The organism is Pseudomonas sp. BP6, assembly GCF_017875935.1.
Lineage (GTDB): Bacteria > Pseudomonadota > Gammaproteobacteria > Pseudomonadales > Pseudomonadaceae > Aquipseudomonas > Aquipseudomonas putida_Y.
Genome location: NZ_JAGINI010000001.1, coordinates 5,018,757 through 5,043,820, shown reverse-complemented (window position 1 = coordinate 5,043,820; position 25,064 = coordinate 5,018,757). Strand labels below are relative to the sequence as shown.

At 59.6% G+C, this 25,064-nt stretch carries 21 protein-coding genes; 10 read left to right on the top strand and 11 right to left on the bottom strand.

Annotated features, from left to right (window positions below; translation table 11 throughout):
• Window positions 1-34 precede the first annotated feature (34 nt).
• From choV to J3A98_RS22925, 3 genes are all read right to left on the bottom strand, one after another.
• Window positions 35-1,213, bottom strand: coding sequence for a choline ABC transporter ATP-binding protein (choV, locus tag J3A98_RS22935; protein ID WP_209968686.1), 1,179 nt, complete (start codon window positions 1,211-1,213; stop codon window positions 35-37).
• The gene (choW, locus tag J3A98_RS22930; RefSeq protein WP_176683648.1) at window positions 1,210-2,058 is read right to left on the bottom strand and encodes a choline ABC transporter permease subunit; all 849 of its coding nucleotides are present in this window, start codon (window positions 2,056-2,058) and stop codon (window positions 1,210-1,212) included. Before choW ends, choV begins: the two co-directional genes overlap by 4 nt.
• Before the next feature lie 81 nt (window positions 2,059-2,139).
• Complete coding sequence (locus J3A98_RS22925; protein ID WP_176683579.1) at window positions 2,140-3,087, bottom strand: choline ABC transporter substrate-binding protein; 948 nt, start codon at window positions 3,085-3,087, stop codon at window positions 2,140-2,142.
• A 453-nt stretch (window positions 3,088-3,540) separates the two neighbouring features.
• On the opposite strand from J3A98_RS22925, the gene J3A98_RS22920 reads away from it, so the two are divergent.
• Both J3A98_RS22920 and J3A98_RS22915 read left to right on the top strand, forming a co-directional pair.
• Window positions 3,541-4,917 (top strand): L-serine ammonia-lyase, encoded by a 1,377-nt coding sequence (locus J3A98_RS22920; protein ID WP_176683578.1) that lies wholly within the window; start codon window positions 3,541-3,543, stop codon window positions 4,915-4,917.
• Between the two features lie 501 nt (window positions 4,918-5,418).
• Window positions 5,419-6,525 (top strand): GlxA family transcriptional regulator, encoded by a 1,107-nt coding sequence (locus J3A98_RS22915; RefSeq protein WP_209968682.1) that lies wholly within the window; start codon window positions 5,419-5,421, stop codon window positions 6,523-6,525.
• Between the two features lie 119 nt (window positions 6,526-6,644).
• Here J3A98_RS22915 and J3A98_RS22910 read toward each other — a convergent pair whose 3' ends face one another.
• Window positions 6,645-6,902, bottom strand: a complete 258-nt coding sequence (locus tag J3A98_RS22910; RefSeq protein WP_003255717.1) for a hypothetical protein — start codon at window positions 6,900-6,902, stop codon at window positions 6,645-6,647.
• 339 nt (window positions 6,903-7,241) lie between these two features.
• Here J3A98_RS22910 and J3A98_RS27025 point away from each other — a divergent pair, with 339 nt between their 5' ends.
• On the top strand, window positions 7,242-9,176 hold the full coding sequence (locus J3A98_RS27025) for a zinc-dependent metalloprotease family protein (RefSeq protein ID WP_245354973.1): 1,935 nt from the start codon (window positions 7,242-7,244) through the stop codon (window positions 9,174-9,176).
• 301 nt (window positions 9,177-9,477) lie between these two features.
• Window positions 9,478-11,058, top strand: a complete 1,581-nt coding sequence (locus J3A98_RS22900) for a zinc-dependent metalloprotease family protein (protein ID WP_209968678.1) — start codon at window positions 9,478-9,480, stop codon at window positions 11,056-11,058.
• A gap of 90 nt (window positions 11,059-11,148) precedes the next feature.
• Here the strand turns inward: J3A98_RS22900 and J3A98_RS22895 are convergent, their stop codons facing one another.
• The 4 genes from J3A98_RS22895 to choX all read right to left on the bottom strand — a co-directional run bounded on the left by J3A98_RS22895 (window position 11,149) and on the right by choX (window position 14,714).
• Window positions 11,149-11,619, bottom strand: coding sequence for a thioesterase family protein (locus tag J3A98_RS22895; RefSeq protein WP_016497612.1), 471 nt, complete (start codon window positions 11,617-11,619; stop codon window positions 11,149-11,151).
• Between the two features lie 10 nt (window positions 11,620-11,629).
• A complete protein-coding gene (locus J3A98_RS22890) occupies window positions 11,630-12,595 on the bottom strand; it encodes an L-carnitine dehydrogenase (RefSeq protein WP_209968674.1) in 966 nt (321 codons plus the stop codon).
• Window positions 12,596-12,761: 166 nt separating this feature from the next.
• Window positions 12,762-13,646: a 3-keto-5-aminohexanoate cleavage protein gene (locus J3A98_RS22885; protein WP_209968670.1), complete on the bottom strand. Its 885-nt coding sequence runs from the start codon at window positions 13,644-13,646 to the stop codon at window positions 12,762-12,764.
• Window positions 13,647-13,769: 123 nt separating this feature from the next.
• The gene (gene choX, locus J3A98_RS22880) at window positions 13,770-14,714 is read right to left on the bottom strand and encodes a choline ABC transporter substrate-binding protein (protein ID WP_209968666.1); all 945 of its coding nucleotides are present in this window, start codon (window positions 14,712-14,714) and stop codon (window positions 13,770-13,772) included.
• Window positions 14,715-14,859: 145 nt separating this feature from the next.
• Between choX and J3A98_RS22875 the strand changes: the two genes are divergently transcribed.
• Window positions 14,860-15,807: a GlxA family transcriptional regulator gene (locus J3A98_RS22875; RefSeq protein ID WP_209968662.1), complete on the top strand. Its 948-nt coding sequence runs from the start codon at window positions 14,860-14,862 to the stop codon at window positions 15,805-15,807.
• 3 nt (window positions 15,808-15,810) lie between these two features.
• On the opposite strand, the gene J3A98_RS22870 is transcribed toward J3A98_RS22875, so the two are convergent.
• The 3 genes from J3A98_RS22870 to J3A98_RS22860 all read right to left on the bottom strand — a co-directional run bounded on the left by J3A98_RS22870 (window position 15,811) and on the right by J3A98_RS22860 (window position 17,749).
• Window positions 15,811-16,428, bottom strand: a complete 618-nt coding sequence (locus J3A98_RS22870) for a hypothetical protein (protein ID WP_176683572.1) — start codon at window positions 16,426-16,428, stop codon at window positions 15,811-15,813.
• A gap of 73 nt (window positions 16,429-16,501) precedes the next feature.
• On the bottom strand, window positions 16,502-17,194 hold the full coding sequence (locus J3A98_RS22865) for a hypothetical protein (RefSeq protein WP_020193117.1): 693 nt from the start codon (window positions 17,192-17,194) through the stop codon (window positions 16,502-16,504).
• A 138-nt stretch (window positions 17,195-17,332) separates the two neighbouring features.
• Window positions 17,333-17,749, bottom strand: a complete 417-nt coding sequence (locus tag J3A98_RS22860; RefSeq protein ID WP_209968659.1) for a lysozyme inhibitor LprI family protein — start codon at window positions 17,747-17,749, stop codon at window positions 17,333-17,335.
• A gap of 285 nt (window positions 17,750-18,034) precedes the next feature.
• Between J3A98_RS22860 and J3A98_RS22855 the strand changes: the two genes are divergently transcribed.
• The 5 genes from J3A98_RS22855 (at window position 18,035) to J3A98_RS22835 (ending at window position 25,059) form a co-directional block, all read left to right on the top strand.
• Window positions 18,035-19,012, top strand: coding sequence for a dipeptidase (locus J3A98_RS22855; RefSeq protein WP_209968655.1), 978 nt, complete (start codon window positions 18,035-18,037; stop codon window positions 19,010-19,012).
• 76 nt (window positions 19,013-19,088) lie between these two features.
• Window positions 19,089-19,619 carry a DUF5943 domain-containing protein gene (locus tag J3A98_RS22850; RefSeq protein WP_003255698.1) on the top strand — a complete coding sequence of 177 codons (531 nt, stop codon included), beginning with the start codon at window positions 19,089-19,091 and terminating at the stop codon, window positions 19,617-19,619.
• 15 nt (window positions 19,620-19,634) lie between these two features.
• A complete protein-coding gene (dgcA, locus tag J3A98_RS22845; protein ID WP_209968652.1) occupies window positions 19,635-21,695 on the top strand; it encodes an NADH:flavin oxidoreductase in 2,061 nt (686 codons plus the stop codon).
• Between the two features lie 179 nt (window positions 21,696-21,874).
• Window positions 21,875-23,827 carry a dimethylglycine demethylation protein DgcB gene (gene dgcB / locus J3A98_RS22840; RefSeq protein WP_021782649.1) on the top strand — a complete coding sequence of 651 codons (1,953 nt, stop codon included), beginning with the start codon at window positions 21,875-21,877 and terminating at the stop codon, window positions 23,825-23,827.
• Complete coding sequence (locus J3A98_RS22835) at window positions 23,827-25,059, top strand: electron transfer flavoprotein subunit alpha/FixB family protein (RefSeq protein ID WP_021782650.1); 1,233 nt, start codon at window positions 23,827-23,829, stop codon at window positions 25,057-25,059. Before dgcB ends, J3A98_RS22835 begins: the two co-directional genes overlap by 1 nt.
• Window positions 25,060-25,064: the final 5 nt, after the last annotated feature.

Below are 25,064 nucleotides of genomic sequence, written 5' to 3'. Positions count from 1 at the left end.
GCCCGCGAAGGGCCGCGAAGCGGCCCCAACTGCCTCAGCCGAGGGTCTTGCCGAGCAGCGCGTGGTAAAGCTCGGTATCCCCGAGAATCCCCACTACCTTGTCGTTATCCTGCAACACCAGCTTGTTGCCGGTTTGATAACGAATCTGCAGCGCATCACGCATGCCGATGTCGGCGTGCACCACGGTCGGCCTGCGTTCCAGCAGCTCCACGTCTTGCCCCGGTGCCCATTTCTGCATGTCCAGACCGTTCTGGCCCTGGCGTGCACGCTTGAGCGCGCCGCCTTCGCCAAGGTCCAGCCACGAATCGATACCTGGATCCAGGCACACCGAGCCATTGACCCGTTTGCAGTTGTCCAGGCTGCGCATCAGGCTGCGGCCGCACAGCACGTTCAGCGGGTTGGTATGGGCGACGAAGGTGCGCACGTATTCGTCGGCCGGGTTCAGCACGATCTCCTCCGGCTTGCTGTACTGGATGATCCGCCCGTCTTTCATGATCGCAATGCGGGTACCCAGTTTCAGCGCCTCGTCCAGGTCGTGGCTGACGAACACGATGGTTTTGCTCAACTTGGCCTGCAGGCCAAGCAGCTCATCTTGCAGGCCTTGGCGGATCAGTGGATCCAGGGCCGAGAACGGTTCGTCCATCAGCAAGATGTCGGCATCCATCGCCAGCGCCCGTGCCAGGCCCACGCGCTGTTGCATGCCGCCAGAAAGCTCATCCGGCCTCTTGTTGCGCCACTGGGTCAGGCCCACCAGCTCGAGCTTCTCGTCGACCAGCTTGCGCCGTTCCTTTTCCGGACGACCCTGCATTTCCAGGCCAAAGCTGATGTTCTCGCGCACCGTCAGCCAGGGCATCAGGGCAAATTTCTGGAACACCATGGCAATGCGCTTGGTACGCATCATCTTCAGCTCGGCCGCGGAGCAGTTGGCAATGTCGATGTGCTTGCCTTCGTGCTCGACGAACAACTTGCCGCGGCTGACGGTGTTGAGGCCGTTGATGCAGCGCAGCAGGCTCGACTTGCCCGAGCCGGACAAGCCCATCAGCACGCAGATCTCGCCTTTGTTGATATCGAGATTGGCCTTCTCGACACCCACCACCAGGCCGGTCTGCTTGAGGATCTGCTCGCGGGTCTGGCCTTGGTCCAGCAGCGACAGTGCCTCGCGCGGCTTGTTGGAGAAGATGACGTCGACGTCTTCGAAACGAATGATGCTCATGCCTCACCCCTTACCGGCAGTTCCGGTTGCTTGCAGATACGGTCGAGCATGATTGCCAGCAGCACGATCGCCAGGCCCGCTTCGAAGCCCAGGGAGATATCGGCGGTGTTCAGTGCGTTGACCACAGGTTTGCCCAGGCCGTCAGCGCCGACCAGAGCGGCAATTACCACCATCGACAGCGACAGCATGATGCATTGAGTGACACCGGCGGCGATGCTTGGCATCGCGTGCGGCAGTTCGATACGGGTAAGAAGCTGGCGACGCGAGCAGCCAAAGGCCTTGCCGGCGTCCATCAATTCTTGCGGCACGTCGCAGATACCCAGGTAGGTCAGGCGGATGGGCGCGGCAATGGCGAACACCACGGTGGAGATCAGCCCCGGTACCACGCCCAGGCCGAACAGGGTCAGGGTAGGGATCAGGTAAACGAAGGTGGGTACCGTCTGCATCAGGTCGAGCACTGGGCGCATGGCGGTATAGAACATCGGTTTGTGCGCGGCGAGGATGCCCAGTGGCACGCCGATCAACACACACACCACCGTGGCGAAGGTGACCTGCGCCAGGGTTTCCATGGTTTCCTGCCAGTAACCCAGGTTGAGGATCAGCAGGAACGACAGGGCAACGAACGCGGTCAGCGCCCACTTGCGCTGGATCAGGTGCGCCAGGGCGGCGAACAGGGCGATGAGAACGAGCGGGTTGAACCAGGTAAGGGTATTGGTGACCCCGTAGATCATGAACTCCAGGCCTTGCGCGATGGCGTCGAAGTAATTCGCGCCATGCTGGGTCAGCCATTCGACGAACGACGCGATGTACTGGCCCAAGGGTATTTTCTGATCGATAAGCATGATAGCGAGCTTCCACCTGCATAGATTGAAATCAACCCGAGGCAGGCACGGTCCTGCCCCGAGGTAGCGCTACTGCGTAGTTCGTTATTGCGTAAGCTTGGCCTTGGCCGCCTCCAGGCCGGGTTTGCCATCAAAGGTGGTAACGCCGGCCAGCCAGGCATCCAGCTTGCCTGGGTTGTCCTTGATCCATTTCCTGGCGGCGGCTTCGGGTTTCATCTTGTCGTCCAGGACATAGCCCATCATGGTGCTTTCATCCTTGAGCTCGAACGACAGGTTTTTAAGCAGTTGGCCAACGTTGCTGCATTCCTGCGTATACCCCTTGCGGGTGTTCGTCAGCACGGTGGCCTTGCCGAAGTCAGGGCCGAAGAATTCGTCCCCGCCGGTCAGGTACTGCATCTTGAAGCGGGTGTTCATCGGGTGTGGTTCCCAGCCCAGGAACACCATTGCCTCGCCGCGTTTCTGCGCGCGGTCAACCTGCGACAGCATGCCCGCCTCGCTGGACTGCACGATCTTGAAACCGGCGTCCTTCAAGCCAAAGGCGTTCTTGTCGATCATGCTCTGGATGGTGCGGTTGCCGTCGTTACCAGGTTCTATGCCGTAGATCTTGCCGTTCAGTTCCTTCTTGAACTTGGGGATGTCGCTGAAATCCTTCAGGCCCTTGTCATACAGCGCCTGGGGGACTGCCAGGGTGTACTTGGCGTTTTCCAGGTTGGCGCGCACGGTTTCTACCGTGCCGGCATCGCGGTACTGCTTGATGTCGTTTTCCATGGTCGGCATCCAGTTGCCGAGAAACACGTCCAGGTCCTTGCCGGTGGCCAGCGACTTGTAGGTCACCGGTACCGAGATCATGGTGGTGTGGGTCTTGTAACCCAGGGCTTCGAGCACAACGCTGGTGGTCGCGGTCGTGACTGTGATGTCGGTCCAGCCGACATCGGAGAAGCGTACAGTCTGACACTGCTCGGGTTCGGCTGCCTGGGCCAGCAATGGCGCGGACAGCAGCGCAACCAGCAACAGCGAGGGTGAACCTTTCATGGATGGACTCCTGAGATATTGTCTTCGGGTTCGCGTGGGTCGCCGGGCTTTCTGAGGGTCCGGTCGACCAGGCCTGCAGAGGGCAGGATGCGTGGCCGTGCTTTACGAGTCGCTTTCGATAATCCTCCAGCGCCGGGCAATCGCCTACTGGTGGGGTCGTATCCAGTACGGAACGGGTCGTATCCAGTATGGGCGATGTCGCTTATGGATTTTTCCACCCCCTCACACGCATTTTTGCGTCACCAGGCCGCTGGAAAACGGCGTGGTGGGCACAGTGCCTTGGCTGAAAACAGTGCGGCGCTGCTGGACAAAAGTACGTCGGTTGCAGACGGCGAGGTGGGCGGTAAAAGCCCGATGATGCTGGCATTCAAGGCGGCCCGCTGTTTGAGCCTAGCAGCTACCCCGCCCTGCGCATGGCGCGCAGAGACAAGCCCAGCAAGAGGTGATTCGACAATGGCCATCAGCGTGTTCGACCTGTTCAAGATCGGTGTCGGGCCCTCCAGCTCCCACACCGTCGGCCCCATGCGTGCTGGCGCCCTGTTCGTTCAGGGCCTGCGCGAACGCGGCGAGCTGGAACGTGTAAAACGGATCGAAGTGCGCCTGTATGGCTCGCTGTCGGCCACCGGTATCGGTCATGGCACCGACAACGCCACCATCATGGGCCTGATGGGCGAGTGGCCTGACGCCATTGACCCGACCCAGATCGTGCCGCGTATCGCCGACCTGCGCGAAACCAACACCCTGCAGCTGGATAGCCGCTTGCCCATCGAGTTCGTCTGGGCCCGCGACATGCTGCTGCTGGACGAGAACCTGCCGTATCACCCCAACGCCATGACCCTGATTGCCGAAGGCGAGCAGGGCGAGTTGCACCGCGACACCTATTACTCGGTGGGTGGCGGCTTTGTGGTCGATGCAGCCCAAGCCGCCAGCGGTGTGCTGGATGCTGACCAGACAGTGCTGCCGTACGACTTCAACAGCGCCGCCGAACTGCTGCGCCTGTGCAAACAAAACGACCTCAGCGTGTCGCAATTGATGATGGCCAACGAGAAGGTCTGGCGCAGCGAGGAAGAAATTCGCGCTGGCCTGCACAAGCTCTGGGAGGCCATGCAGGAATGCGTCAACAACGGCCTCAAGTACGAGGGCACGCTACCCGGCGGGCTGAACGTGCGCCGCCGCGCCGCCAAGCTGCACCGCAGCTTGCAGGAAATCGGCAAGCCCAACGTGATCGGCTCGACCATGAGTGCCATGGAATGGGTCAACCTGTTCGCCTTGGCGGTCAATGAAGAAAACGCCGCCGGTGGGCGCATGGTGACCGCGCCTACCAACGGCGCGGCGGGTATCATCCCGGCGGTGCTGCATTACTACATGCGATTCAGCGATGCGGTTGATGAATCCAGCGTTGTCGATTACTTCCTGGCCGCCGCCGCCGTGGGCATCCTGTGCAAGAAGAACGCCTCGATCTCTGGTGCCGAAGTGGGCTGCCAGGGGGAAGTCGGCTCGGCCTGCGCGATGGCAGCAGCGGGTCTTGCCGAAGTGCTTGGTGCCACCCCGCCACAGGTTGAGAACGCCGCTGAAATTGCCCTGGAACACAACCTTGGCCTGACCTGCGACCCGGTTGGCGGGTTGGTGCAAGTGCCCTGCATCGAGCGCAACGCAATTGCTGCGGTGAAGGCCATCAACGCAGTGCAGATGGCGTTACGCGGTGATGGTGAGCACTTCATTTCCCTCGACCAGGTAATCCGCACCATGCGCGATACCGGGGCCGATATGCACGACAAGTACAAAGAGACCTCGCGCGGCGGCCTCGCGGTCAGCGCTATCGAGTGCTGATTTGCTGATCTGACCTCCAGTGCGTCTTCGCGAGCAAGCCCGCTCCTACAGGAACTGTGCAATCCCTGTAGGAGCGGGCTTGCCCGCGAAGACGCCCTTGAGGCTGATGCGGGTGCAACACAACCGCCAATGCCTCTTTATGGTGCAGTGATGAGCGCCCCGTCTACCGTTCGTCGGATGTCGCGATCAGTGTTGGCGTTGTCGGTGACACTTAAGGGTGTCGCTTCTGGGAAACTCACGCGGCGCGTGTCACTAAACTGCTCAACCGTTACAGGCAACGCGCTAGCTCGCCTGTTTTGGACGACTGGCCAACACGATGCAAGTACTTGAAATGCCCAATAAAGGCGTCGTTTTCAGGTTTTTTTGGATGGCCGTTCAAGTTTAGGCACGGCGTTTGCGTTGAGATTGGCAAGCCTACCCCCGGAAAATGACCGAGGGGTCATAACAAGAAGTAAGTGCCCGCCTGAGGCACACCCTGCATTTGTGTGAGGAGAAATCGCGATGACGTCGTACAACTCCGGGAATCCAACCCGGAACCGCACAACACCCCAGTCCATCGGGTTTCTTCTATTGGACAATTTCACCCTGATTTCCCTGGCATCGGCGGTCGAGCCGCTGCGCATGGCCAACCAGCTGTCTGGCCGTGAGCTGTATCGCTGGCACACGCTGACGGTCGATGGCGGTCAGGTGTGGGCCAGCGATGGTCTGCAAATCACACCGGATGCCGCAATCAGCAATGCTCCGCCCATCGATACCGTGATTGTCTGTGGGGGTGTTGGCATCCAGCGTTCCGTCACCCGTGAGCACGTCACCTGGTTGCAAGCCCAGGCCCGTCAGTCGCGCAGGTTGGGCGCGGTGTGCACCGGCAGTTGGGCGCTGGCCTGCGCTGGCCTGCTCGACGGCTTCGATTGCAGCGTGCACTGGGAATGCCTGGCCGCAATGCAGGAAGCCTTCCCGCGGGTGAACATGAGCACCCGTCTGTTCACCCTTGACCGCAACCGCTTCACCAGCTCCGGTGGCACCGCGCCGCTGGACATGATGCTGCACCTGATCAGCCGTGATCACGGCCGCGAGCTGTCGGCGGCGATCTCCGAGATGTTCGTCTACGAGCGTATTCGCAACGAGCAGGACCACCAGCGTGTGCCGCTCAAGCACATGCTTGGCACCAACCAGCCGAAGTTGCAGGAAATCGTCGCGCTGATGGAGGCCAATCTGGAGGAACCGATCGACCTGGACGAACTGGCGGTGTATGTGTCGGTTTCGCGACGCCAGCTGGAGCGCCTGTTCCAGAAGTACCTGCACTGCTCGCCGTCGCGCTACTACCTGAAGTTGCGCCTGATCCGTGCGCGGCAGTTGCTGAAGCAGACGCCGATGTCGATCATCGAAGTGGCATCGGTGTGCGGCTTCGTGTCGACCCCGCACTTCTCCAAGTGCTATCGCGAGTACTTTGGCATTCCGCCGCGTGACGAGCGCGTGGGCTCCAACACCGCGCAGCAGGTGGCCATGATGCCGATTCCGCAGGCCATGACCCTGTCGCCGCACAGCGGGCCGATGGCGGCCCTGAGCCAGGCGCGCAACGAGTCGACATTTGCCAGTGTAAGGCTCTGATACCGCGCCGGCCTCTTCGCGGGCACGCCCGCTCCCACAGGTCACCTGCTGAACCTGAGCCAGCGGTGATCTGTGGGGGCGGGCTTGTCCCGCGAAGGGGCCGGGCCTGGGTAAAAGAATTACGCGCGTTTGTTGAACTGCGCCAACGCTGGCAACAGTTGCTTGTCGATGGCTTGGCGCACCGCAGGCAGGATCGTCGCACTACCGGTGTACATCTGCTCCACCATCCCCTTCAGCGCCCGCGCATTGGGCTCGGTCAGCCCACGCACCACCGCTTCACACGCCTGTTCGGCACTGGCCCCGGCAGGAATATCGAAACCGCGGGCGCGCAGGTGGCCGGCGAGGTCGTCCTGGTCAATCAAATCCGCATGCATCATGGCTGTTGTCCCTTTTATCGCTAAGAGAGTGCTGCTGTGATCCAGGACCGATTCTGTGACGTGCGCAACAGCCTCGCAAGGACAGAATGTCGCCATGGCTGCTTTGGCTAAGAACAGGTCGTTTACGGCTAAATCCCCCGCCCGGCAAGCACGCACACTGAAGCCATTCACGGTACCCGAGGGTTTGGTCACCCTCGCTCACGCACAGTGGATGTTGCTCGCTCTTGGCCCCGGTAGCTCACGGCTTTCCGGGGTTATTTTTTTGCAACTGTTATTTATGTCAGTTGTTGGGGGTCGATGCCCGTGGTCAAGTAAGGCTCCGATAGCTGGAGCATGGACATGAACCGGAAACAATTGAAATTCTGCTTGCTTGGTGCTGTGTTTCTTTTTGCAGGATGCACAGCTTCGGACCCTACAAACTATCTCGACAGTTCGGCGGATACGCTGTTTCAGATCAAGCCAGACCAGAACCTCGCCGCCCTTGAGAGGCAATCGGGTACTGACCAGTATTTGAAACTTTTGTTGAATGTGGCAGAAGACGCTGAAGTGAAAGAAGTGCAGGTCAAGCCTGGGCTTGTATCGAAAGATACGACGATGCTATCAATGCCTCTGACTGACGGCAGAACGGTGAGTTTCAAGTTGTCAAGAAGCGATAATGTTGCTTCGGGAATGGTAGGGTGGGTTGGCGATATGCCTTCAAACCGTAGACAACTCTACCCCTCACCTGCGGAAATAGATATGGATCCGCTAAACTGGGTTTCGTTGGTGAGCGACGGCAACCTGGTCGTTGGGGATATCTGGGTGGAGGGGCGGCTCTACCGGTTAACGGCGGTTGGCAAAGGCCAGCAAGTCTTGGTCAAGGTTGATGAATCAAAACTACCACCAGAAGCAGCGCCGATAGCTGCTCCGGTGCAACCACAGGGCAATACCACGTCACTCACTGCGCCTCTGTCGTCAAAAAGTACGATTAGGGTGCTACTCGTGACAACCCAGCAGTCCAGGTCGCTATTTCCGAATTATAAGATCGAGTTGGCTCAGGCGTTACAGAACGCGAACCAATACATGATCAATAGTAAAGTCGATGCCGTCTACGAGCTGTCTGGAATTTACGATTCTGACTACAGTGAAGCAGGTATAGATGCCGAAACTCAGCTTAGGAGTATGATGGCTGATAAACCACTAGGGGCCAAGATAGATATCGAGCGTCAGAAGGCGCGCGCCGATCTGGTTTCAATGCTTTCGACGTTCAGCAATTACTGTGGTTTAGCTTATACGCCCGCGAAAAAGGAGACGGCTGTTTCGACTATTAGTTGCTTTGGTGCGTTAGCTCATGAATTAGGGCATAACATGGGGGCTACGCATAACCACGAGGAGGAAAGACCGGAGTTACCAAGCTACGCCTACGGCTACAAGCATACAGCGCCAAATTTTCATACGCATATGAAGACCTCGCATGGTGCTATACCCTATTTCTCCAACCCGCGGTTGCAGTATCAAGGGGTTCCTATAGGTACGGTCGATAAAAATGATGTGGCGCGTACCTTTAATGAGCGCAGGGACGTCGTCGAGAATTTTTACCCCACTTTGAGGATGCAGGCGTTCACTGATTTAAATTTTCAGGGTGATATGTGTGCCATGTCTCTCGAGTCAGGTGTGGGTGAGTCGCCCTGCTACCAGCCAAAGTCTGTAAAAGTTTTTAATTTTGTCCCGGGTATGAGACTTTGCTTCCGATCGGAGAACTATAGAGAAGTTTGTTATGGCGGTTCGTTTGCTGGTAGCTTTGAGGTGCCTGATCTTAAAGCAGCAGGTGCGCTACCGTCGGGGTTGTATCGCGAGGGGAAGGTTGGCGATGACGCATTTAACGGTGATGTTCAACATGTTGAATATAAAAATGATTATATGTTGACCATTCAGTTGCATTCGCTTCCGGACCATCAGGGAGCATCTTGCGAGTTTCGTCTGGGCAGGGGTTCTGGAGGCAGCCTGTCCGACTGGCCGCAGTGTGCAGCGCTCAGTGACGGAAAGTCACGCTCCGCTAAGGTATTTGCTTTTGGGGGGCGCGACAGCAAACTCTGCTTTTACAATGCGGATTTTCTTCAAAGCCTCTGTTTCACCGGAGCCTACCAAGGTAATTTCTCGATCAAAAATTGGGACGAGGGTAGCGGGTTGCCCGCGGGGCTGGTCAGGACTCCGGGTGGTGGCGGTTCTATGAACGGTTCCGTGCATCACAGCTTCTATGGGTTTGGTCCAGCGAGACGGCCTCCCGCACCTTGAGTGTTACCGTAAATTCGGGGCGTAATATGCGCCCCGGATTCCATTACTCACCCAATTACCGTCAAGAAAGCTGTCGGAGATGAAATCGGGCAGTGCCTTGCGCACATGCAGCGGGCGCATGCCGGGCGTGGTGGAGAGGGTTTGGTCACCCTCGCTCACGCACACGCACAGTGGAGGTGCTCGCTCTTGGCCTCGGTAGCTCACGGCTTTTAGGCATCATTTTTTGCAACTGTTATTTATGTCAGTTGTTGGGGAGTCGATGTCCATGGTCAAGTAAGGCTCCCATAGCAGGAGCATGGACATGAACCGGAAACAATTGAAATTCTGCTTGCTTGGTGCTGTGTTTCTTTTTGCAGGATGCACAGCTTCGGACCCTACAAACTATCTCGACAGTTCGGCGGATACGCTGTTTCAGATCAAGCCAGACCAGAACCGCGCCGCCCTTGAGAGGCAATCGGGTACTGACCAGTATTTGAAACTTTTGTTGAATGTGGCAGAAGACGCTGAAGTTAAAGAAGTGCAGGTCAAGCCTGGGCTTGTATCGAAAGACACGACGATGCTATCAATGCCTCTGACTGACGGCAGAACGGTGAGTTTCAAGTTGTCAAGAAGCGATAGTGTTGCTTCGGGAATGGTAGGGTGGGTTGGCGATATGCCCTCCAATCGTAGACAACTCTACCCCTCACCTGCGGAAATCGAAATGGATCCGCTCAACTGGGTTTCATTGGTGAGCGACGGTAATCTGGTCGTTGGGGATATCCGAGTGGAGGGGCAGCTCTACCGGTTAACGGCGGTTGGCAAAGGCCAGCAAGTCTTGGTCAAGGTTGATGAATCAAAACTACCACCAGAAGCAGCGCCGATAGCTGTTCCTGTGCAAGCGCAGGCAAAAACCAAGTCACTCAGTACGTTTCAGTCGCCAAAAAGCACTATTAGGGTGCTATTCGTTACAACGCAGCAGTCGAGGGCCATGTTTCCGAGTTACAAGATCGAATTGGTTCAAGCTTTACAGAACGCCAACCAATACTTGATCAATAGCAAAGTCGATGCCGTGTACGAGCTGTCTGGAATTTACGATTCTGACTACGATGAGACAGGCAAGTCTCCACAGACTCAGCTCAACGATATGATAGCTGATAGACCGTTAGGGGCTAAAATCCACATTGAACGTGAAAAATGGCGCGCCGATCTGGTATCAATGCTTTCGACATTTAGTATTTACTGTGGTATAGCGAAAACGCCAGCGTCCAAGGAGACCGCTTTCTCGTCCTTTAGTTGCTTTGGTGCGTTAGGCCACGAATTAGGACATAACATGGGGGCCTCTCATAACGATGAGGATCCAGGTGAGTCCCTACCCCCTTACGCTTATGGCTACAAGCATACAGCGCCAAATTTTCATACACAGATGCGAACGTCGCATGGCGCCATTCCCTATCACTCAAACCCGCGGTTGCAGTATCAAGGGGTTTCTATAGGTACGGTAGATAAAAATGATGTGGCGCGGACTTTCAACGAAAATCGGGACACTGTTGCCAATTTTTATCCGGACCCTGATCATCGAGTTCGTTTGCAGTTGTACGGGTCGAACCGGGGTTGCTCCATTGGAATGAAACCGGGTGAAGAAGTGCTGCTCTCATGGTATACGGAATGCAAGGATAATGATGTCGATCCCGTAGGGGCACAGGTAAAAGACTTCTACAGCGGTTCGACCCCGAGAAAATTATGCTTCTCCAACATTTTTTACACAGTAAAGAGCTGCTATACAGGAAGTAACTTTTCTGGGGATTTTGTCATCACGAGTGTTCATTCTGGCGGTGGTAAACCAGAGGGGTTTGAATTTACAAGAAGACTGATAGGGCGAGTCTATAGGGTGTCATACGAGTGATCGTTATGATTGTCCGCTTCTACTCTGTCTGATTGTTGCGAGTGAAGGCGCCAAGCTCTATGGAGATCTTGGCGCCGGTTCTCTGGTTATTCAAGAAGGAAGTTTTATCGTACGCCCCATATATTGCGGCGCCTGCGCCCCCTCCTGTTGCTCTACCAAGTGATTCAATCGGCAAACAGTCGTGTGCCCAAAAGGCGCTGACTTCGGCCCCGCTAGGTCCACGTGCAGTAACATCTGCTCGCTCGCCGCCAGCGCCTCGTCGAACCCTGCCCGGTGCAGGCTGTGATACACGTGAAGACGCTTGCGATCAAAGCCGATGATCTGCGTCTGCACCCACACCTCGGTGCCCAGCTTCACCTCGTGCAGATAATTGATATGCGCCTCCAGCGTGAACAGTGAATTACCGCTTTGCCCGCGGCTGTCGGCGTCCAGGCCAATGCGCTCCATCAGGGCATCGGTCGCGTAGCTGAAGATCAGCAGGTAGAAGGCATCGCGCAGGTGCCCGTTGTAATCGACCCAGTCCTCCTGGACCGTGGTGCGGTAGGTGATCAGAGCGGGCATCGTGGCCTCCTTAATCGCTGAATGACAGGCCGTGGCTGGCCTTGCTGGTTTTCACCGCTTCCAGTACCGCCAGCAGGGTGTCGTCACGGTAGCGCTCCAGTGCAGCGATGCTGCGCTCGCCCTGTTGCTCAGCGGTGCCGCTCACCACATCGTCGATCAGCTTGTCGGTCAGTTCCGGTGCTGGCAGGTACGTCCAGGGCAGCTTCAGGGCAGGGCCGAACTGTGACATGAAGTGGCGCATGCCGGCATCGCCACCGGCCAGGGTATAGGTCAGAAACGTGCCCATGAACGACCAGCGCAAGCCTGCGCCGAAGCGAATCGCGTCGTCGATTTCGCCCGTGGTGGCAACCCCGTCGTTGACCAGGTGCAGGGCCTCGCGCCATAGCGCTTCGAGCAGGCGGTCGGCGATGAAGCCTGGCACTTCCTTGCGCACATGCAGCGGGCGCATGCCGAGCGCGGTGTAGATGGTTTTGGCAGCTTCAATGGCCTCGGGTGAGGTGCGGCTACCGCCGACGATCTCCACCAGCGGCAGCAGGTAAACCGGGTTGAACGGGTGGCCGACGACGCAGCGTTCAGGGTGAGTCGACGACTCGTAGAACTCGCTGGGCAACAGGCCCGAAGTGCTTGAGCCGATGAGTGCATCAGGCTTGGCTGCGGCGCTGATTTTTGCGTGCAGGTCGAGCTTGAGGTCCAGACGCTCTGGTGCGCTTTCCTGGATGAAATCGGCGTTGCGCACGCATTCCTCGATGGTTGCCACGAACTTCAGGCGGTCTTGCGATGCGCCAGGGGCCAGGCCTTGTTTTTCCAGTGCCGGCCAGGCGTTGGCGACACGTTTGCGCAGTGCCTGTTCGGCGCCGGGCGCCGGGTCCCAGGCCACCACGTCCAGGCCATGGGCCAGGGCGCGGGCGACCCAGCCGCTGCCGATCACGCCGCTACCCAAGGCGGCGAAGGTTCTGATTTCAGTGATAAAGGGCATAGCTAGTCCTCAGGGTAAAACACAGTCATCAGGGTTCATGGCTAACCCTGTGGGAGCGGGCATGCCCGCGAACACCGGCGCGGCCGGTGCCATCCATCGCGTTGCCTGCTTCGCGGGCACGCCCGCTCCCACAGGGTCTTCGGCGCATTTGCCATCGTTGAAAGGATCAGCGGCGCTTGAGGTTCATTTTTTCCCGGCCTTCTGCCGGGCTGAGCACGCGGCCACCCATGCGGGTGATGATCTCGCTGGCGCGTTCCACCAGTTGGCCATTGCTGGCCAGCACGCCACGGTCCAGATACAAGTTGTCTTCCAGGCCCACCCGCACATTGCCGCCGAGCAACACGGCCTGCGCGGCCATGGGCATCTGCATGCGGCCGATGCCGAAGCCGGCCCAAGTGACGTTGGCCGGCAGGTTGTCGACCATGGCCTTCATGGTGGTGGTGTCGGCCGGTGCGCCCCACGGGATGCCCAGGCACAGCTGGAACAACGGGTCTTCGAGCAGGCCTTCCTTCATCATTTGCTTGGCGAACCACAGGTGGCCGGTGTCGAAGATTTCCAGCTCGGCCTTCACCCCCAGTTCGGTAATGCGCTTGGCGCCGGCGCGCAGTTGGACCGGGGTGGACACGTAGATCGAGTTGCCGTCACCGAAATTGAGGGTGCCGCAATCGAGGGTGCAGATTTCCGGCAACAGTGCTTCGACATGGGCCAGGCGCTCCAGCGGGCCGATCAGGTCGGTGCCCGGGCCGAACGCCAGCGGCGTTTCACCCGGGCCGATTTCCAGGTCGCCGCCCATGCCGGCGGTGAGGTTGACGATGATGTCCACGTCGGCTTCGCGGATACGCTCCATGACTTCGCGGTACAGCGCCACATCGCGGCTGAAACGGCCGGTCTGCGGGTCGCGGACGTGGCAGTGGACCACGGTGGCACCTGCTTTGGCGGCTTCCACGGCGGCTTCGGCGATCTGCTTGGGGGTAACCGGGACCAGGTGGCTTTTCGAGGCGGTGTCGCCGGCGCCGGTGAGGGCGCAGGTGATGATGACGTCGTGGTTCATGGTGCAGTTCCTTGTAATGTCGGTGTTGGCTTTTTCGCGGGCATGCCCGCTCCCACAGGATCAATGTGATCCCGAGTGTGGCGCTGTACCTGTGGGAGCGGGCGTGCCCGCGAAAGGGCCCTGTCAGTTGGCGGTAAGCTTGAGGTTGTCCGCGGCCGGCTTGCCATCGAAGGTGGTCACACCCTCAAGCCAGCGGGCCTTGTCCTCTGGGTGGTCCTTGAGCCACTGGCGGGCTGATTCCAGCGCGTCCTTGTGGTCGAGCAGTGGCTGCATCATGCGGCTCTCGTCCTCGGCGCTGAACTTAAGGTTGGCCAGCAGGCGGTGGGCATTGGGGCAGCGTTCGGCGTAGTCCGGCGCCGTCACTGTCCACACCGTCGCACGGCCTTCGTCAGGGCCGAGCGCATCCCGGCTGTCACCCAGGTAGGCCATGTCGATGTTCACGTTCATCGGGTGCGGCGCCCAACCGAAGAACACCACGGCCTCCTTGCGCCGCACCGCGCGGTCGACGGCGGCGAGCATGCCGGCCTCGCTGGACTCGACCAGCTGGAACTTGCCCAGGTCGAACTGGTTCTTGGTGATCATTGCCTTGATCTGCGTGTTGGCGCCGGAACCCGGTTCGATGCCATAGATCTTGCCGCCCAGCTCTTTCTCGAACTTGTGGATGTCGGCGAAGGTCTTCAAGCCCTTGTCGTAGAGGTATTTCGGCACGGCCAAGGTGGCGCGCGCGTCCTCCAGGCTTGGCTTGTCCAGCACTTTGACCTGGTTGGCATCGACGAACGGGGTGATGGTCTGGGTCATGATCGGGTTCCAGTAACCCAGGAACATGTCCAGGCGTTTGTCGCGTATGCCGGCGAAGATGATCTGTTGCGAGGCACTGGTCTGTTTGGTCTGGTACCCCAGGCCGTCGAGCAGTACCTGGGCCATGGCGCTGGTGGCAATGACGTCGGTCCAGTTGACCACGCCAAGGCGCACGTTTTTGCAGGCGGCGGGCTCGGCGGCGAAAAGCGGGGTGGCGACGATGCTGCTCAGGGCAAGGGGCAACAGGCTGCGGCGGATCAAGCTGTGCATGGTGGCTCTCCATCGGCAGTGCATATTGTTATTGAGGGCGGCCTCTGCGGACCGTGTGAATACGCTACGCTGGCGCCACCTTGCCCAAGCGCACGCTAGCGACAGGAATTAGCACCGGGGCGACCAGTTTTCTGTGGAGGAGGGGATGATGGAGACGATAGCCTTTCTGTTGGTGCCCGGCTTTTCCGCCATGGGGTTCATTTCGGCGGTGGAGCCACTGCGGGTTGCCAATCGTTTTGGTGGGCAGTTGTATCGGTGGCAGGTGCTTAGCCTGGACGGTGAGGCGGTGCTGGCGAGCAATGGCATGTCGATCAATGCCGATGCCGCCCTGGGGGAGGGGGAGCCAGCCAACATTCTGCTGGTGGTTGCAGGCTTCGAACCGCTGGCCAATGTCGCACCCAAACTGCTGCATGCGCTGCGCCGGCTCAACCACGAAGCGGTCATGCTCGGTGGCATCGATACGGGCGCGATGGTGCTGGCCGAGGCAGGGCTGCTCGAGGGCTACCGGGCGACACTGCATTGGGAGGCCCTTGAGGCATTCAAGGAGCGCTATCCAGGCCTTCAAGCCACCCAGGAGCTGTTCGAGATCGACCGCAGCCGCATCACCTGTGCCGGCGGAACGGCCTCGATCGATCTGATGCTGTACTTGATTGCCCAGTCCCACGGCAGCGAACTGGCGGTCAAGGTGTCCGAGCAGTTCGTGCTGGGTCGTATCCGTCAGCGCCAGGACCACCAGCGCATGCAGATCGGTGCGCGTTATGGCATCAGCAACAAGAAGCTGATCCATGCCATTGGCGAAATGGAAAAACACATCGAACCACCGCTGAGCACGCTGGATCTGGCTGCCGCGATCAAGGTGACCAGGCGTCAACTGGAGCGTTTGTTTCGCATGCACCTTGATGCAACACCGAGCAGTTTCTATCTCGCGTTACGGCTGGACAAGGCGCGCCAGTTGCTGGCTCAGACCGACATGTCGGTGACTGAGATCAGCCTTGCGTGTGGGTTTGAACTGCCTTCGTATTTCACGCGGCGCTACAAGCTGAGGTTTGGGCGGTGCCCGCGGGAGGAACGTAGGCCTGGCGGTGCAAAGTGAGCTTCAATCCAGCTCGCGCTCGAGAATCGCCCTCAGTTTTTCGCGGTTCCTCGCTTGCAGGTCCTTGCGAAGCGGGGCGAAGCCCGCTGCATTGAAGCGTGCACCCAGATGGTCGAATATCAGGTTCAACTTTCTGGTGGGCTCGATCGGGTCGGTAATGCAGTAGGCATAAAACAGGATCGCAACCGGGACTTGGTCCCCTTCATGGTCCATTTCGATACTGAGATGTGAAGAGGCGTTCATGACGGTGAAGGTACGCGTACCTGCCGACTGCAGAGCGGCTTGAACATTTTCGTCGAGGCTCTTGAACCAAGGCCCTTTCTCGCGGGGTGGGGGTAGATAGCCACTGTAAACATCGCTTAATGCAAGCAAGTGCGGCTCATACACGATGGTTTTATGAGTATGTTCGAACAGGGTGAATTTCAGTGATTGCAAGGTGGCGAGAGCGACAGTGAACCATTGCTGAGGCTGGGTTTCCATCGAGTATTTTTCATTGGCCACTGCTTGTGAATAACGCAGGCATAGCTGCAAATCTTCCCATGTATCGAGTGTCAGCCAGGGCGCAGGCTTGATGCTTAGCCGCTCCTCGAATATTCGGGTGTCCAGGCTCGTATCGTCCATGTGGCATTGCTCCTTGATGGATGCAGATGACCAGAACCGGGTACCAGCGCGCGCTGGTACCCGGCCTCGCTAATCAGATAGCGAGAAACGCGCCGAGGTCGCCTTTGATCTTCTCATTCACAAGATCACGTGCAGCGTCGAAGTGACGAACGCTGAACGTGCCTTGTTGCGAAGCGCGATAAACGCGGGTAGAGGTTTTGTCGACCTTGCGGGTCAGGGCGCCTTCACGCTCGACTTTCGAGTCGTAGCTGGCCTGGAAGCTGGTCATGTGCATCGCAGGCAGGCCTTGTGGCGTCATTTCGCACTGGGCGACCACGAAGTTGCTCGATTTGCCGGTTTCGCTATGGCTGTGCTTTTCCAGGTGCGCCTTGACTTCCGGTTTCTGCACGACAATTTGCAGAACACGCCGGGCGCAGGCGGCGCGACGAGGGTCCGCGGAGACGCTGATGGTGACGGACTTGGTAATCAGCTCTGCCAGGGTCAGGTTGTCCTCATCAATGGCATCTTCGGCATGTGCTGCGCCCGTCATGGTCCAGCCGAACTTGATCAGGCCATCGTTGTAGAAGTTGTACCACTCGCGCTGCTGGGTTTCCTTGTCGAACTTCTTGTTGGCCAGTTCGGTCATCAAGCGCATGCCGGCCAGGATGTCTTCCGCAATGTTGGCAGGCACATTGTCAGCGAAGATGCAGATGGTCTGGCCGGTAGCGGCTACGCGCTCTTGACCCTCTTTGCGGATTTTTTCCATTTCAACTTTGATGTCAGCCACTTTGTAATTCCTTGATAGTTGTGAGTTCCAAGACGCACATGGGGAGCACGTGGTCTGAGGGCACTATCGAGCAATCAAGCAGGGGGCATCAGCGGCATGTTGTTCCTCTGGAGCTGATCCTTCACTCGCGCGAGCTGATCAATCTTCGGGTGCCAGCTCGTCACTGTTTTGCAGGCCCAGGCTGCGCAAGTACTCCGCTCGCTCATCGCTGCGCTGTGCAATGCAGCTGTTCCAGGCGATCTGGTAGGTCTTGCTGCCTGGTTGTTCAGCATGGGTTTCGACCTTGCAGTCTGCATCGCGCAGTTGGCTCCAGACTTGCTCGGCTGCGTCAATTCGCGACATCAGGCCAGCCTCGTCGCCAAACTGATCACGCATGCGCTCGATCAGGTCGTCGTAGGCCGACTGCAGTTCACGCTCGGCGATCTGCTTGTTGAATGCTGCGCAGGCGAAGGTCTGCTGGTCGGTCTCCACATTGTCGCAAGGTGTGCTTTCTTCCTCGCTGGCCTGGGCTCCGCTCACGATGGCCAGCAGCACCAGCCATGCCATTGATTTCATCCGTTTTCTCCTCAACAGGCTGTCGAATCGCAGGGATTCTCGCTCAGCCTGAGGTCCGGTGGTAGCTCCCTGGTCAAATGTTCATGTACCGGCCGCAAATGGCGTTATCGAGACTGTCTCTCATCCCCGGAACACGCGCCAGACGCGCTCTTGTCGCGCATTGACGCTTTCGGCAAACCCCCTGTCGTTTTTGCACCGGGGCGCCTCGGGGCACAGGCATATGCTGGCCTCAAAGCGCCGGCAGAAGGTTTGGCGCGACCCAACTCTATAAAAGGGGACAGCCTGATGAGCCCAGCCGAATTACACTCCGACAGCATCGTCATTGATGGCCTGATCATCGCCAAATGGAACCGCGAGCTGTTCGAAGACATGCGCAAAGGCGGCCTCACTGCTGCCAACTGCACGGTGTCGGTCTGGGAAGGGTTCAAGGCTACCGTCGACAACATTGCGTCCAGCCAGAAACTGATCCGCGACAACAGCGACCTGGTGATGCCGGTGCGCACCACCGCCGACATCCGCAAGGCCAAGGAGTTGGGCAAGACCGGCATCCTCTTCGGCTTCCAGAACGCCCATGCGTTCGAGGACCAGATCGCTTATGTGGACGTGTTCAAGCAGCTGGGCGTGGGCATCGTGCAGATGTGCTACAACACCCAGAACCTGGTTGGCACCGGCTGCTACGAGCGTGACGGCGGGCTGTCCGGCTTCGGCCGCGAGATCGTTGCCGAGATGAACCGTGTCGGCATCATGTGCGACCTGTCCCATGTTGGCTCCAAGACTTCCGAAGAAGTCATCCTCGAATCGAAAAAGCCGGTGTGCTACTCGCACTGCCTGCCCTCGGGCCTGAAAGAGCACCCGCGCAACAAGTCGGACGAAGAGCTGAAGTTCATCGCTGATCACGGCGGTTTCGTTGGCGTCACCATGTTCGCGCCGTTCCTGGCCAAAGGCATTGACTCGACTATCGATGACTACGCCGAAGCCATCGAGTACACCATGAATATCGTCGGTGAAGACGCCATCGGTATCGGTACCGACTTCACCCAGGGTCACGGCCAGGACTTCTTCGAATACCTGACCCATGACAAGGGCTACGCCCGCCGTCTGACCAACTTCGGCAAGATCATCAACCCACTGGGAATTCGCACCGTCGGCGAATTCCCCAACCTCACCGAGACCTTGCTCAAGCGCGGCCACTCCGAGCGTGTGGTACGCAAGATCATGGGCGAGAACTGGGTAAACGTCCTCAAGGATGTCTGGGGCGAGTAAGCCGCTCTCCAAGCCTGATAGCCCCTGCCAGCAACGCCGGGGCACCCACAAAAAATTTTTATGGAGTTGAGTTTCCATGGCCAAAATCGCCCCGCAATTGCCAATCGAAGTCGACAGCGAGACCGGTGTCTGGACCAGCGACGCCTTGCCGATGCTGTATGTGCCTCGGCATTTCTTCGTCAATAACCATATGGGCATCGAGGAAGTGCTGGGTGCCGATGCCTATGCCGAAATCCTCTACAAGGCTGGCTACAAGTCCGCCTGGCACTGGTGTGAAAAAGAGGCCGAGTGCCATGGTCTGGAAGGCGTAGCGGTGTTCGAGCACTACATGAAGCGTCTGAGCCAGCGTGGCTGGGGCCTGTTCGAGATTCAGGATATCGACCTGGATAAAGGTACCTGCAGCGTAAAGCTCAAGCACTCTGCGTTCGTGTACGTCTATGGCAAGTGCGGCCGCAAGGTCGACTACATGTTCACCGGCTGGTTCGCTGGCGCGATGGACCAGATTCTCGCTGCCCGCGGCAGCAAGATCCGCACCGTGGCCGAACAGGTTTATGGTGGGTCGGAAGAAGGCCACGAAGATGGCCTGTTCGTTACAAAGCCGTTGTAAGCCGGAGATAGCGTCATGGCATTCGAAGCAATGTTCCAGCCGATCCAGATCGGCAAACTGACCATCCGCAACCGTGTGCTCAGCACCGCGCACGCCGAGGTCTACGCCACTGACGGCGGCATGACGACCGACCGCTATGTGAAATACTACGAAGAGAAGGCCAAGGGCGGCATCGGCCTGGCCATCTGTGGCGGCTCGTCGGTGGTGGCCATCGACAGCCCGCAGGAATGGTGGGCATCGGTCAACCTGTCGACCGACCGCATCATCCCGCACTTCCAGAACCTTGCCGACGCCATGCACAAGCATGGCGCCAAGATCATGATCCAGATTACCCACATGGGCCGTCGCTCGCGTTGGGACGGCTTCAACTGGCCGACGCTGATGTCGCCATCGGGTATTCGCGAACCTGTGCACCGCGCCACCTGCAAAACCATCGAGGTGGAAGAGATCTGGCGGGTAATCGGCAACTACGCGCAGGCTGCGCGTCGCGCCAAAGAGGGCGGCCTGGACGGCGTGGAATTGTCGGCGGTGCACCAGCACATGATCGACCAGTTCTGGAGCCCGCGGGTCAACAAGCGTACCGACGAATGGGGCGGCACCTTTGAAGGCCGCATGAAATTTGGCCTGGAAGTACTGAAAGCCGTACGCGCCGAAGTGGGTGACGACTTCTGCGTGGGCATGCGTATCTGTGGTGACGAGTTCCACCCCGATGGCCTCAGCCACGAGGACATGAAGCAGATCGCCGCCTACTACGACGCCACCGGCATGCTCGACTTCATCGGCGTGGTCGGCTCGGGTTGCGATACTCACAACACCCTGGCCAACGTCATCCCCAACATGAGCTACCCGCCGGAGCCGTTCCTGCACCTGGCGGCCGGTATCAAGGAAGTGGTCAAGGTCCCGGTACTGCACGCGCAGAACATCAAAGACCCGAACCAGGCCACGCGCATCCTTGAAGGCGGCTACGTGGACATGGTCGGCATGACCCGTGCACACATCGCAGACCCGCACCTGATCGCCAAGATCAAGATGGGCCAGATCGACCAGATCAAGCAGTGCGTCGGTGCCAACTACTGCATCGACCGCCAGTACCAGGGCCTGGATGTGCTGTGCATCCAGAACGCCGCGACCTCCCGTGAATACATGGGTGTGCCGCACATCATCGAGAAGACCACCGGCGTCAAGCGCAAGGTGGTGGTGGTTGGTGCCGGCCCTGCCGGTATGGAGGCGGCCCGCGTGGCTGCCGAACGCGGCCACGACGTGACCCTGTTCGAGAAGAGGGACCAGATCGGCGGGCAGATCACCATCGCCGCCAAGGCCCCGCAGCGTGACCAGATTGCCGGTATCACCCGCTGGTACCAGCTTGAACTGGCTCGCCTGAAAGTCGACTTGCGCCTGGGCACTGCCGCGGATGTGGCCGCCATTCAGGACCTGCGCCCGGACGTCATCGTGCTGGCGGTAGGTGGGCACTCGTACCTGGAGCAGAACGAGCACTGGGGCGCCGCTGAAGGGCTGGTGGTCAGCAGCTGGGATGTGCTCGATGGCAAGGTCGCGCCGGGCAAGAACGTGCTGGTGTATGACACCATCTGCGAATTCACCGGTATGTCGGTGGCCGACTTCATCGCCGACAAAGGCAGCCAGGTCGAGATCGTCACCGACGACATCAAGCCAGGCGTGGCCATGGGTGGTACCACTTTCCCCACCTACTACCGCAGCATGTACCCCAAAGAAGTGATCATGACCGGCGACATGATGCTGGAAAAGGTCTACCGCGAAGGCGACAAGCTGGTGGCGGTACTGGAGAACGAATACACCGGCGCCAAGGAAGAGCGCGTGGTCGATCAGGTAGTGGTCGAGAACGGCGTGCGCCCTGACGAAGAGCTGTACTACGCGCTCAAGGAAGGTTCGCGCAACAAGGGTCAGATCGACGTGGAGGCGCTGTTCGCCATCAAGCCACAGCCGATCCTGAGCCAGCCGGGCGAAGGCTACCTGCTGTACCGCATCGGCGACTGCGTGGCCCAGCGCAACGTGCATGCGGCGATCTACGACGCCTTGCGCCTCTGCAAGGACTTCTGATCGTTAACAGTCGCCGCCATCGGGCGCGATCCCTGTAGGAGCGGGTTCACCCGCGAATGCGTCAGCACTGACAACACTGTTGCCTGACCGGATGCATTCGCGGGTGGACCCGCTCCTACATGGGGCCAGTCTCGCCCTCTGGTCGGCGCAAGAATCCAGCTGTTTGTGGGGAGTCTCCCATGTTGAACACCCTTCTACCCATCCTGCTGTTCGCTGCCCTTGGCCTGGCAGTGCTCGGTGCCTTGCGCCGGGTGCGCATGTGGCGCCGTGGCCGGCCGTCCAAGGTCAACCTGATCGGCGGCCTGCTGGCCATGCCGCGCCGCTACCTGGTGGACCTGCACCATGTGGTTGAGCGCGACAAATACATGTCCAAGACCCACGTGGCCACTGCGGGCGGCTTTGTGCTGTCTGCCGCCCTGGCCATTCTGGTGCATGGTTTTGGCCTGCAGAGCAAGATCCTCGGCTACGCACTGCTGGTAGCCACGGTGATCATGTTCACCGGTGCCATCTTTGTCTTCAAACGCCGCCTCAACCCGCCCTCTCGCCTGTCCAAGGGCCCGTGGATGCGCCTGCCGAAGAGTTTGCTGGCGTTCGCCGTGAGCTTCTTCATTGCCACCCTGCCGGTCGCCGGTATCCTGCCGGCCAACACCGGTGGCTGGGTGATGGTCGCCATTCTGGGCCTGGGCGTGCTGTGGGGTGTGTCGGAGCTGTTCTTTGGCATGACCTGGGGCGGCCCGATGAAGCACGCCTTCGCCGGTGCCTTGCACCTGGCCTGGCACCGCCGTGCCGATCGCTTCGGCGGCGGCCGCTCCACCGGCCTAAAGCCGCTGGATCTGGAAGACCCGAACGCCCCTCTGGGTGTGGAAAAACCGGTGGACTTCACCTGGAACCAGCTGCTTGGCTTTGATGCCTGCGTGCAGTGCGGTAAATGTGAAGCCATGTGCCCGGCCTTTGCCGCTGGCCAGCCGCTGAACCCGAAAAAACTCATCCAGGACATGGTTATCGGCCTTGCCGGTGGCACTGACGCGCAATTCGCCGGCAGCCCGTACCCTGGCAAACCGATCGGCGAACACGGCGGCAATCCGCACCAGCCGATCGTCAATGGCCTGGTCGACGCCGAAACGCTGTGGTCCTGCACCACCTGCCGTGCCTGCGTCGAAGAGTGCCCGATGATGATCGAGCACGTCGATGCCATCGTCGACATGCGCCGCCACCTCACCCTGGAAAAGGGCGCTACCCCGAACAAGGGCGCCGAGGTGCTGGACAACCTGATCGCTACCGACAACCCCGGCGGCTTCGCCCCTGGCGGGCGCATGAACTGGGCTGCCGACCTTAACCTGCAACTGCTGTCTGAAGTCAAAGCGACCGAAGTGTTGTTCTGGGTTGGCGATGGTGCCTTCGACATGCGTAACCAGCGCACTTTGCGTTCGTTTGTCAAAGTGTTGAAAGCCTCGGGTGTGGACTTCGCCGTACTCGGCCTGGAAGAGCGCGACAGCGGCGACGTGGCGCGCCGTCTGGGCGATGAGGCTACCTTCCAGCAACTGGCCAAACGCAACATCCAGACCTTGGCCAAGTACAAGTTCCAGCGCATCGTCACCTGCGATCCGCACAGCTTCCATGTGCTGAAGAACGAATACGGCGCCTTGGGCGGTGATTACCAGGTGCAGCACCACAGCACCTACATCGCCGAACTGATCGCGGCCAAGAAGCTCAACCTCGGCCAGCACAAGGGCGGCAGCGTCACCTACCACGATCCGTGCTACCTGGGTCGCTACAACGGCGAGTACGAAGCCCCGCGCGAAGTGCTCAAGGCGCTGGGGATCGAGGTGCGCGAGATGCAGCGCTCGGGCTTCCGTTCCCGTTGCTGCGGTGGTGGTGGCGGTGCGCCGATCACTGACATCCCTGGCAAGCAGCGTATTCCCGATATGCGCATGGACGACATCCGTGAGACCGAGGCCGAGCTGGTAGCTGTGGGTTGCCCACAGTGCACCGCCATGCTTGAAGGCGTGGTCGAACCGCGCCCGCAGATCAAGGACTTGGCTGAACTGGTAGCCGACGTGCTGATCGAGGAGGACGGCTCCACTGTCCCAAAGCCGCAAACGGCTAAACGTGAACCTGCGGAGGTGCACTGATGAGCGACATTATCCGCCGCGACCCACGCGCCGAGTGGATCGCCCGTAACCGTCTGCACCCGCTGCATGCCGCGATGCAGACGCAACAGACCAGCTGGATGGGGCCTAACGGCATTATCCGCAAAAACCCGCATGCGATTGCCGCAGGCTTTGTCGGCCCGGCCGGCATCAAGCGTATCGACCGCAGCGGCGCCCAGCAGGGTACCGGTGCGGGTGGGCGACGCACGGCGGCGGTCGAGGTCAAGTTGCCACTGCACCAGGTGCCGGAGCCGGCGTTCTACATTGCCGTCGTGCCGGACATGGTTGGTGGCCGCCTGAGCAGCCACGACCGCGACCTGCTCGGCCTGGCCCACAGCCTGGCCGGCAGCGACGGGGCAGTGTTGGCAGTGGTGTTCAACGAGCACAAGGAAAGCAACTTTTCCACAGCCGGTGTCGACCGCCTGCTGGTTATCGAAGGCGAGGCCTTTGAAGGTTATGCACCGGAGCAACTGGTGCAAGGCCTGCGGACTGTGGATAACCAGTTCACGCCGCGCCACTGGTTGCTGCCCGACAGCCGCACCGGTGGCGGTGAACTGGGTCGGCGCCTGGGCGCAGCGCTGGGCGAGCGCCCGGCAACGCGGGTATGGCAGGTCAAGGACGGCCAGTGCATTGGCCGCGCCGGTGCCGGCCAGCAAGACCTGCAACGCGCCGTGCCGCGCCTGATCCTGGCGGCAGCCGAGTGCGCCGAGCCGGTCAGCGAGACTCGTCACGAAGCGCTGCCGGTGGAGTTGTCCACAAGTGTGGTGCGCAGCCTGCCGCGCATCGAAGACCTTGGCTCGGTGGCCGTCGACCCGGCCACCATTGCCATGGCTGAAGCCGAGTTCATCGTCTCGGGCGGCAACGGTGTCAAGGACTGGGACCTGTACCACAAGGCCACCGCAGCCCTCGGCGCTACCGAAGGTGCCTCGCGGGTGGCAGTGGACGACGGCTTCATGCCGCGTAACCGCCAAGTGGGGGCTACCGGCACCTGGGTTACCGCGCGTGTCTACGTGGCTGTGGGTATCTCGGGTGCGATCCAGCACCTGCAGGGTATCGGTGCCTGCGACAAGGTGGTGGCGATCAACATGGATCCGGGCTGCGACATGATCAAACGGGCTGACCTGTCGGTGATTGGCGACAGCTCGGCGATTCTCAAGGCGTTGATCGAGGCTGTGGAAAACTTCCGCAGCGGCGGCCAACGCGACGCGGCATAAGGGCA

What these genes read in the sequence shown, in the direction of transcription:
- choV (WP_209968686.1), bottom strand. Translation starts at nt 1,213, where the DNA reads ATGAGCATCATTCGTTTCGAAGACGTCGACGTCATCTTCTCCAACAAG.
- J3A98_RS22925 (WP_176683579.1), bottom strand. Translation starts at nt 3,087, where the DNA reads ATGAAAGGTTCACCCTCGCTGTTGCTGGTTGCGCTGCTGTCCGCGCCA.
- J3A98_RS22920 (WP_176683578.1), top strand. Translation starts at nt 3,541, where the DNA reads ATGGCCATCAGCGTGTTCGACCTGTTCAAGATCGGTGTCGGGCCCTCC.
- J3A98_RS22915 (WP_209968682.1), top strand. Translation starts at nt 5,419, where the DNA reads ATGACGTCGTACAACTCCGGGAATCCAACCCGGAACCGCACAACACCC.
- J3A98_RS22910 (WP_003255717.1), bottom strand. Translation starts at nt 6,902, where the DNA reads ATGATGCATGCGGATTTGATTGACCAGGACGACCTCGCCGGCCACCTG.
- J3A98_RS27025 (WP_245354973.1), top strand. Translation starts at nt 7,242, where the DNA reads ATGAACCGGAAACAATTGAAATTCTGCTTGCTTGGTGCTGTGTTTCTT.
- J3A98_RS22900 (WP_209968678.1), top strand. Translation starts at nt 9,478, where the DNA reads ATGAACCGGAAACAATTGAAATTCTGCTTGCTTGGTGCTGTGTTTCTT.
- J3A98_RS22895 (WP_016497612.1), bottom strand. Translation starts at nt 11,619, where the DNA reads ATGCCCGCTCTGATCACCTACCGCACCACGGTCCAGGAGGACTGGGTC.
- J3A98_RS22890 (WP_209968674.1), bottom strand. Translation starts at nt 12,595, where the DNA reads ATGCCCTTTATCACTGAAATCAGAACCTTCGCCGCCTTGGGTAGCGGC.
- J3A98_RS22885 (WP_209968670.1), bottom strand. Translation starts at nt 13,646, where the DNA reads ATGAACCACGACGTCATCATCACCTGCGCCCTCACCGGCGCCGGCGAC.
- choX (WP_209968666.1), bottom strand. Translation starts at nt 14,714, where the DNA reads ATGCACAGCTTGATCCGCCGCAGCCTGTTGCCCCTTGCCCTGAGCAGC.
- J3A98_RS22875 (WP_209968662.1), top strand. Translation starts at nt 14,860, where the DNA reads ATGATGGAGACGATAGCCTTTCTGTTGGTGCCCGGCTTTTCCGCCATG.
- J3A98_RS22870 (WP_176683572.1), bottom strand. Translation starts at nt 16,428, where the DNA reads ATGGACGATACGAGCCTGGACACCCGAATATTCGAGGAGCGGCTAAGC.
- J3A98_RS22860 (WP_209968659.1), bottom strand. Translation starts at nt 17,749, where the DNA reads ATGAAATCAATGGCATGGCTGGTGCTGCTGGCCATCGTGAGCGGAGCC.
- J3A98_RS22855 (WP_209968655.1), top strand. Translation starts at nt 18,035, where the DNA reads ATGAGCCCAGCCGAATTACACTCCGACAGCATCGTCATTGATGGCCTG.
- J3A98_RS22850 (WP_003255698.1), top strand. Translation starts at nt 19,089, where the DNA reads ATGGCCAAAATCGCCCCGCAATTGCCAATCGAAGTCGACAGCGAGACC.
- dgcA (WP_209968652.1), top strand. Translation starts at nt 19,635, where the DNA reads ATGGCATTCGAAGCAATGTTCCAGCCGATCCAGATCGGCAAACTGACC.
- dgcB (WP_021782649.1), top strand. Translation starts at nt 21,875, where the DNA reads ATGTTGAACACCCTTCTACCCATCCTGCTGTTCGCTGCCCTTGGCCTG.
- J3A98_RS22835 (WP_021782650.1), top strand. Translation starts at nt 23,827, where the DNA reads ATGAGCGACATTATCCGCCGCGACCCACGCGCCGAGTGGATCGCCCGT.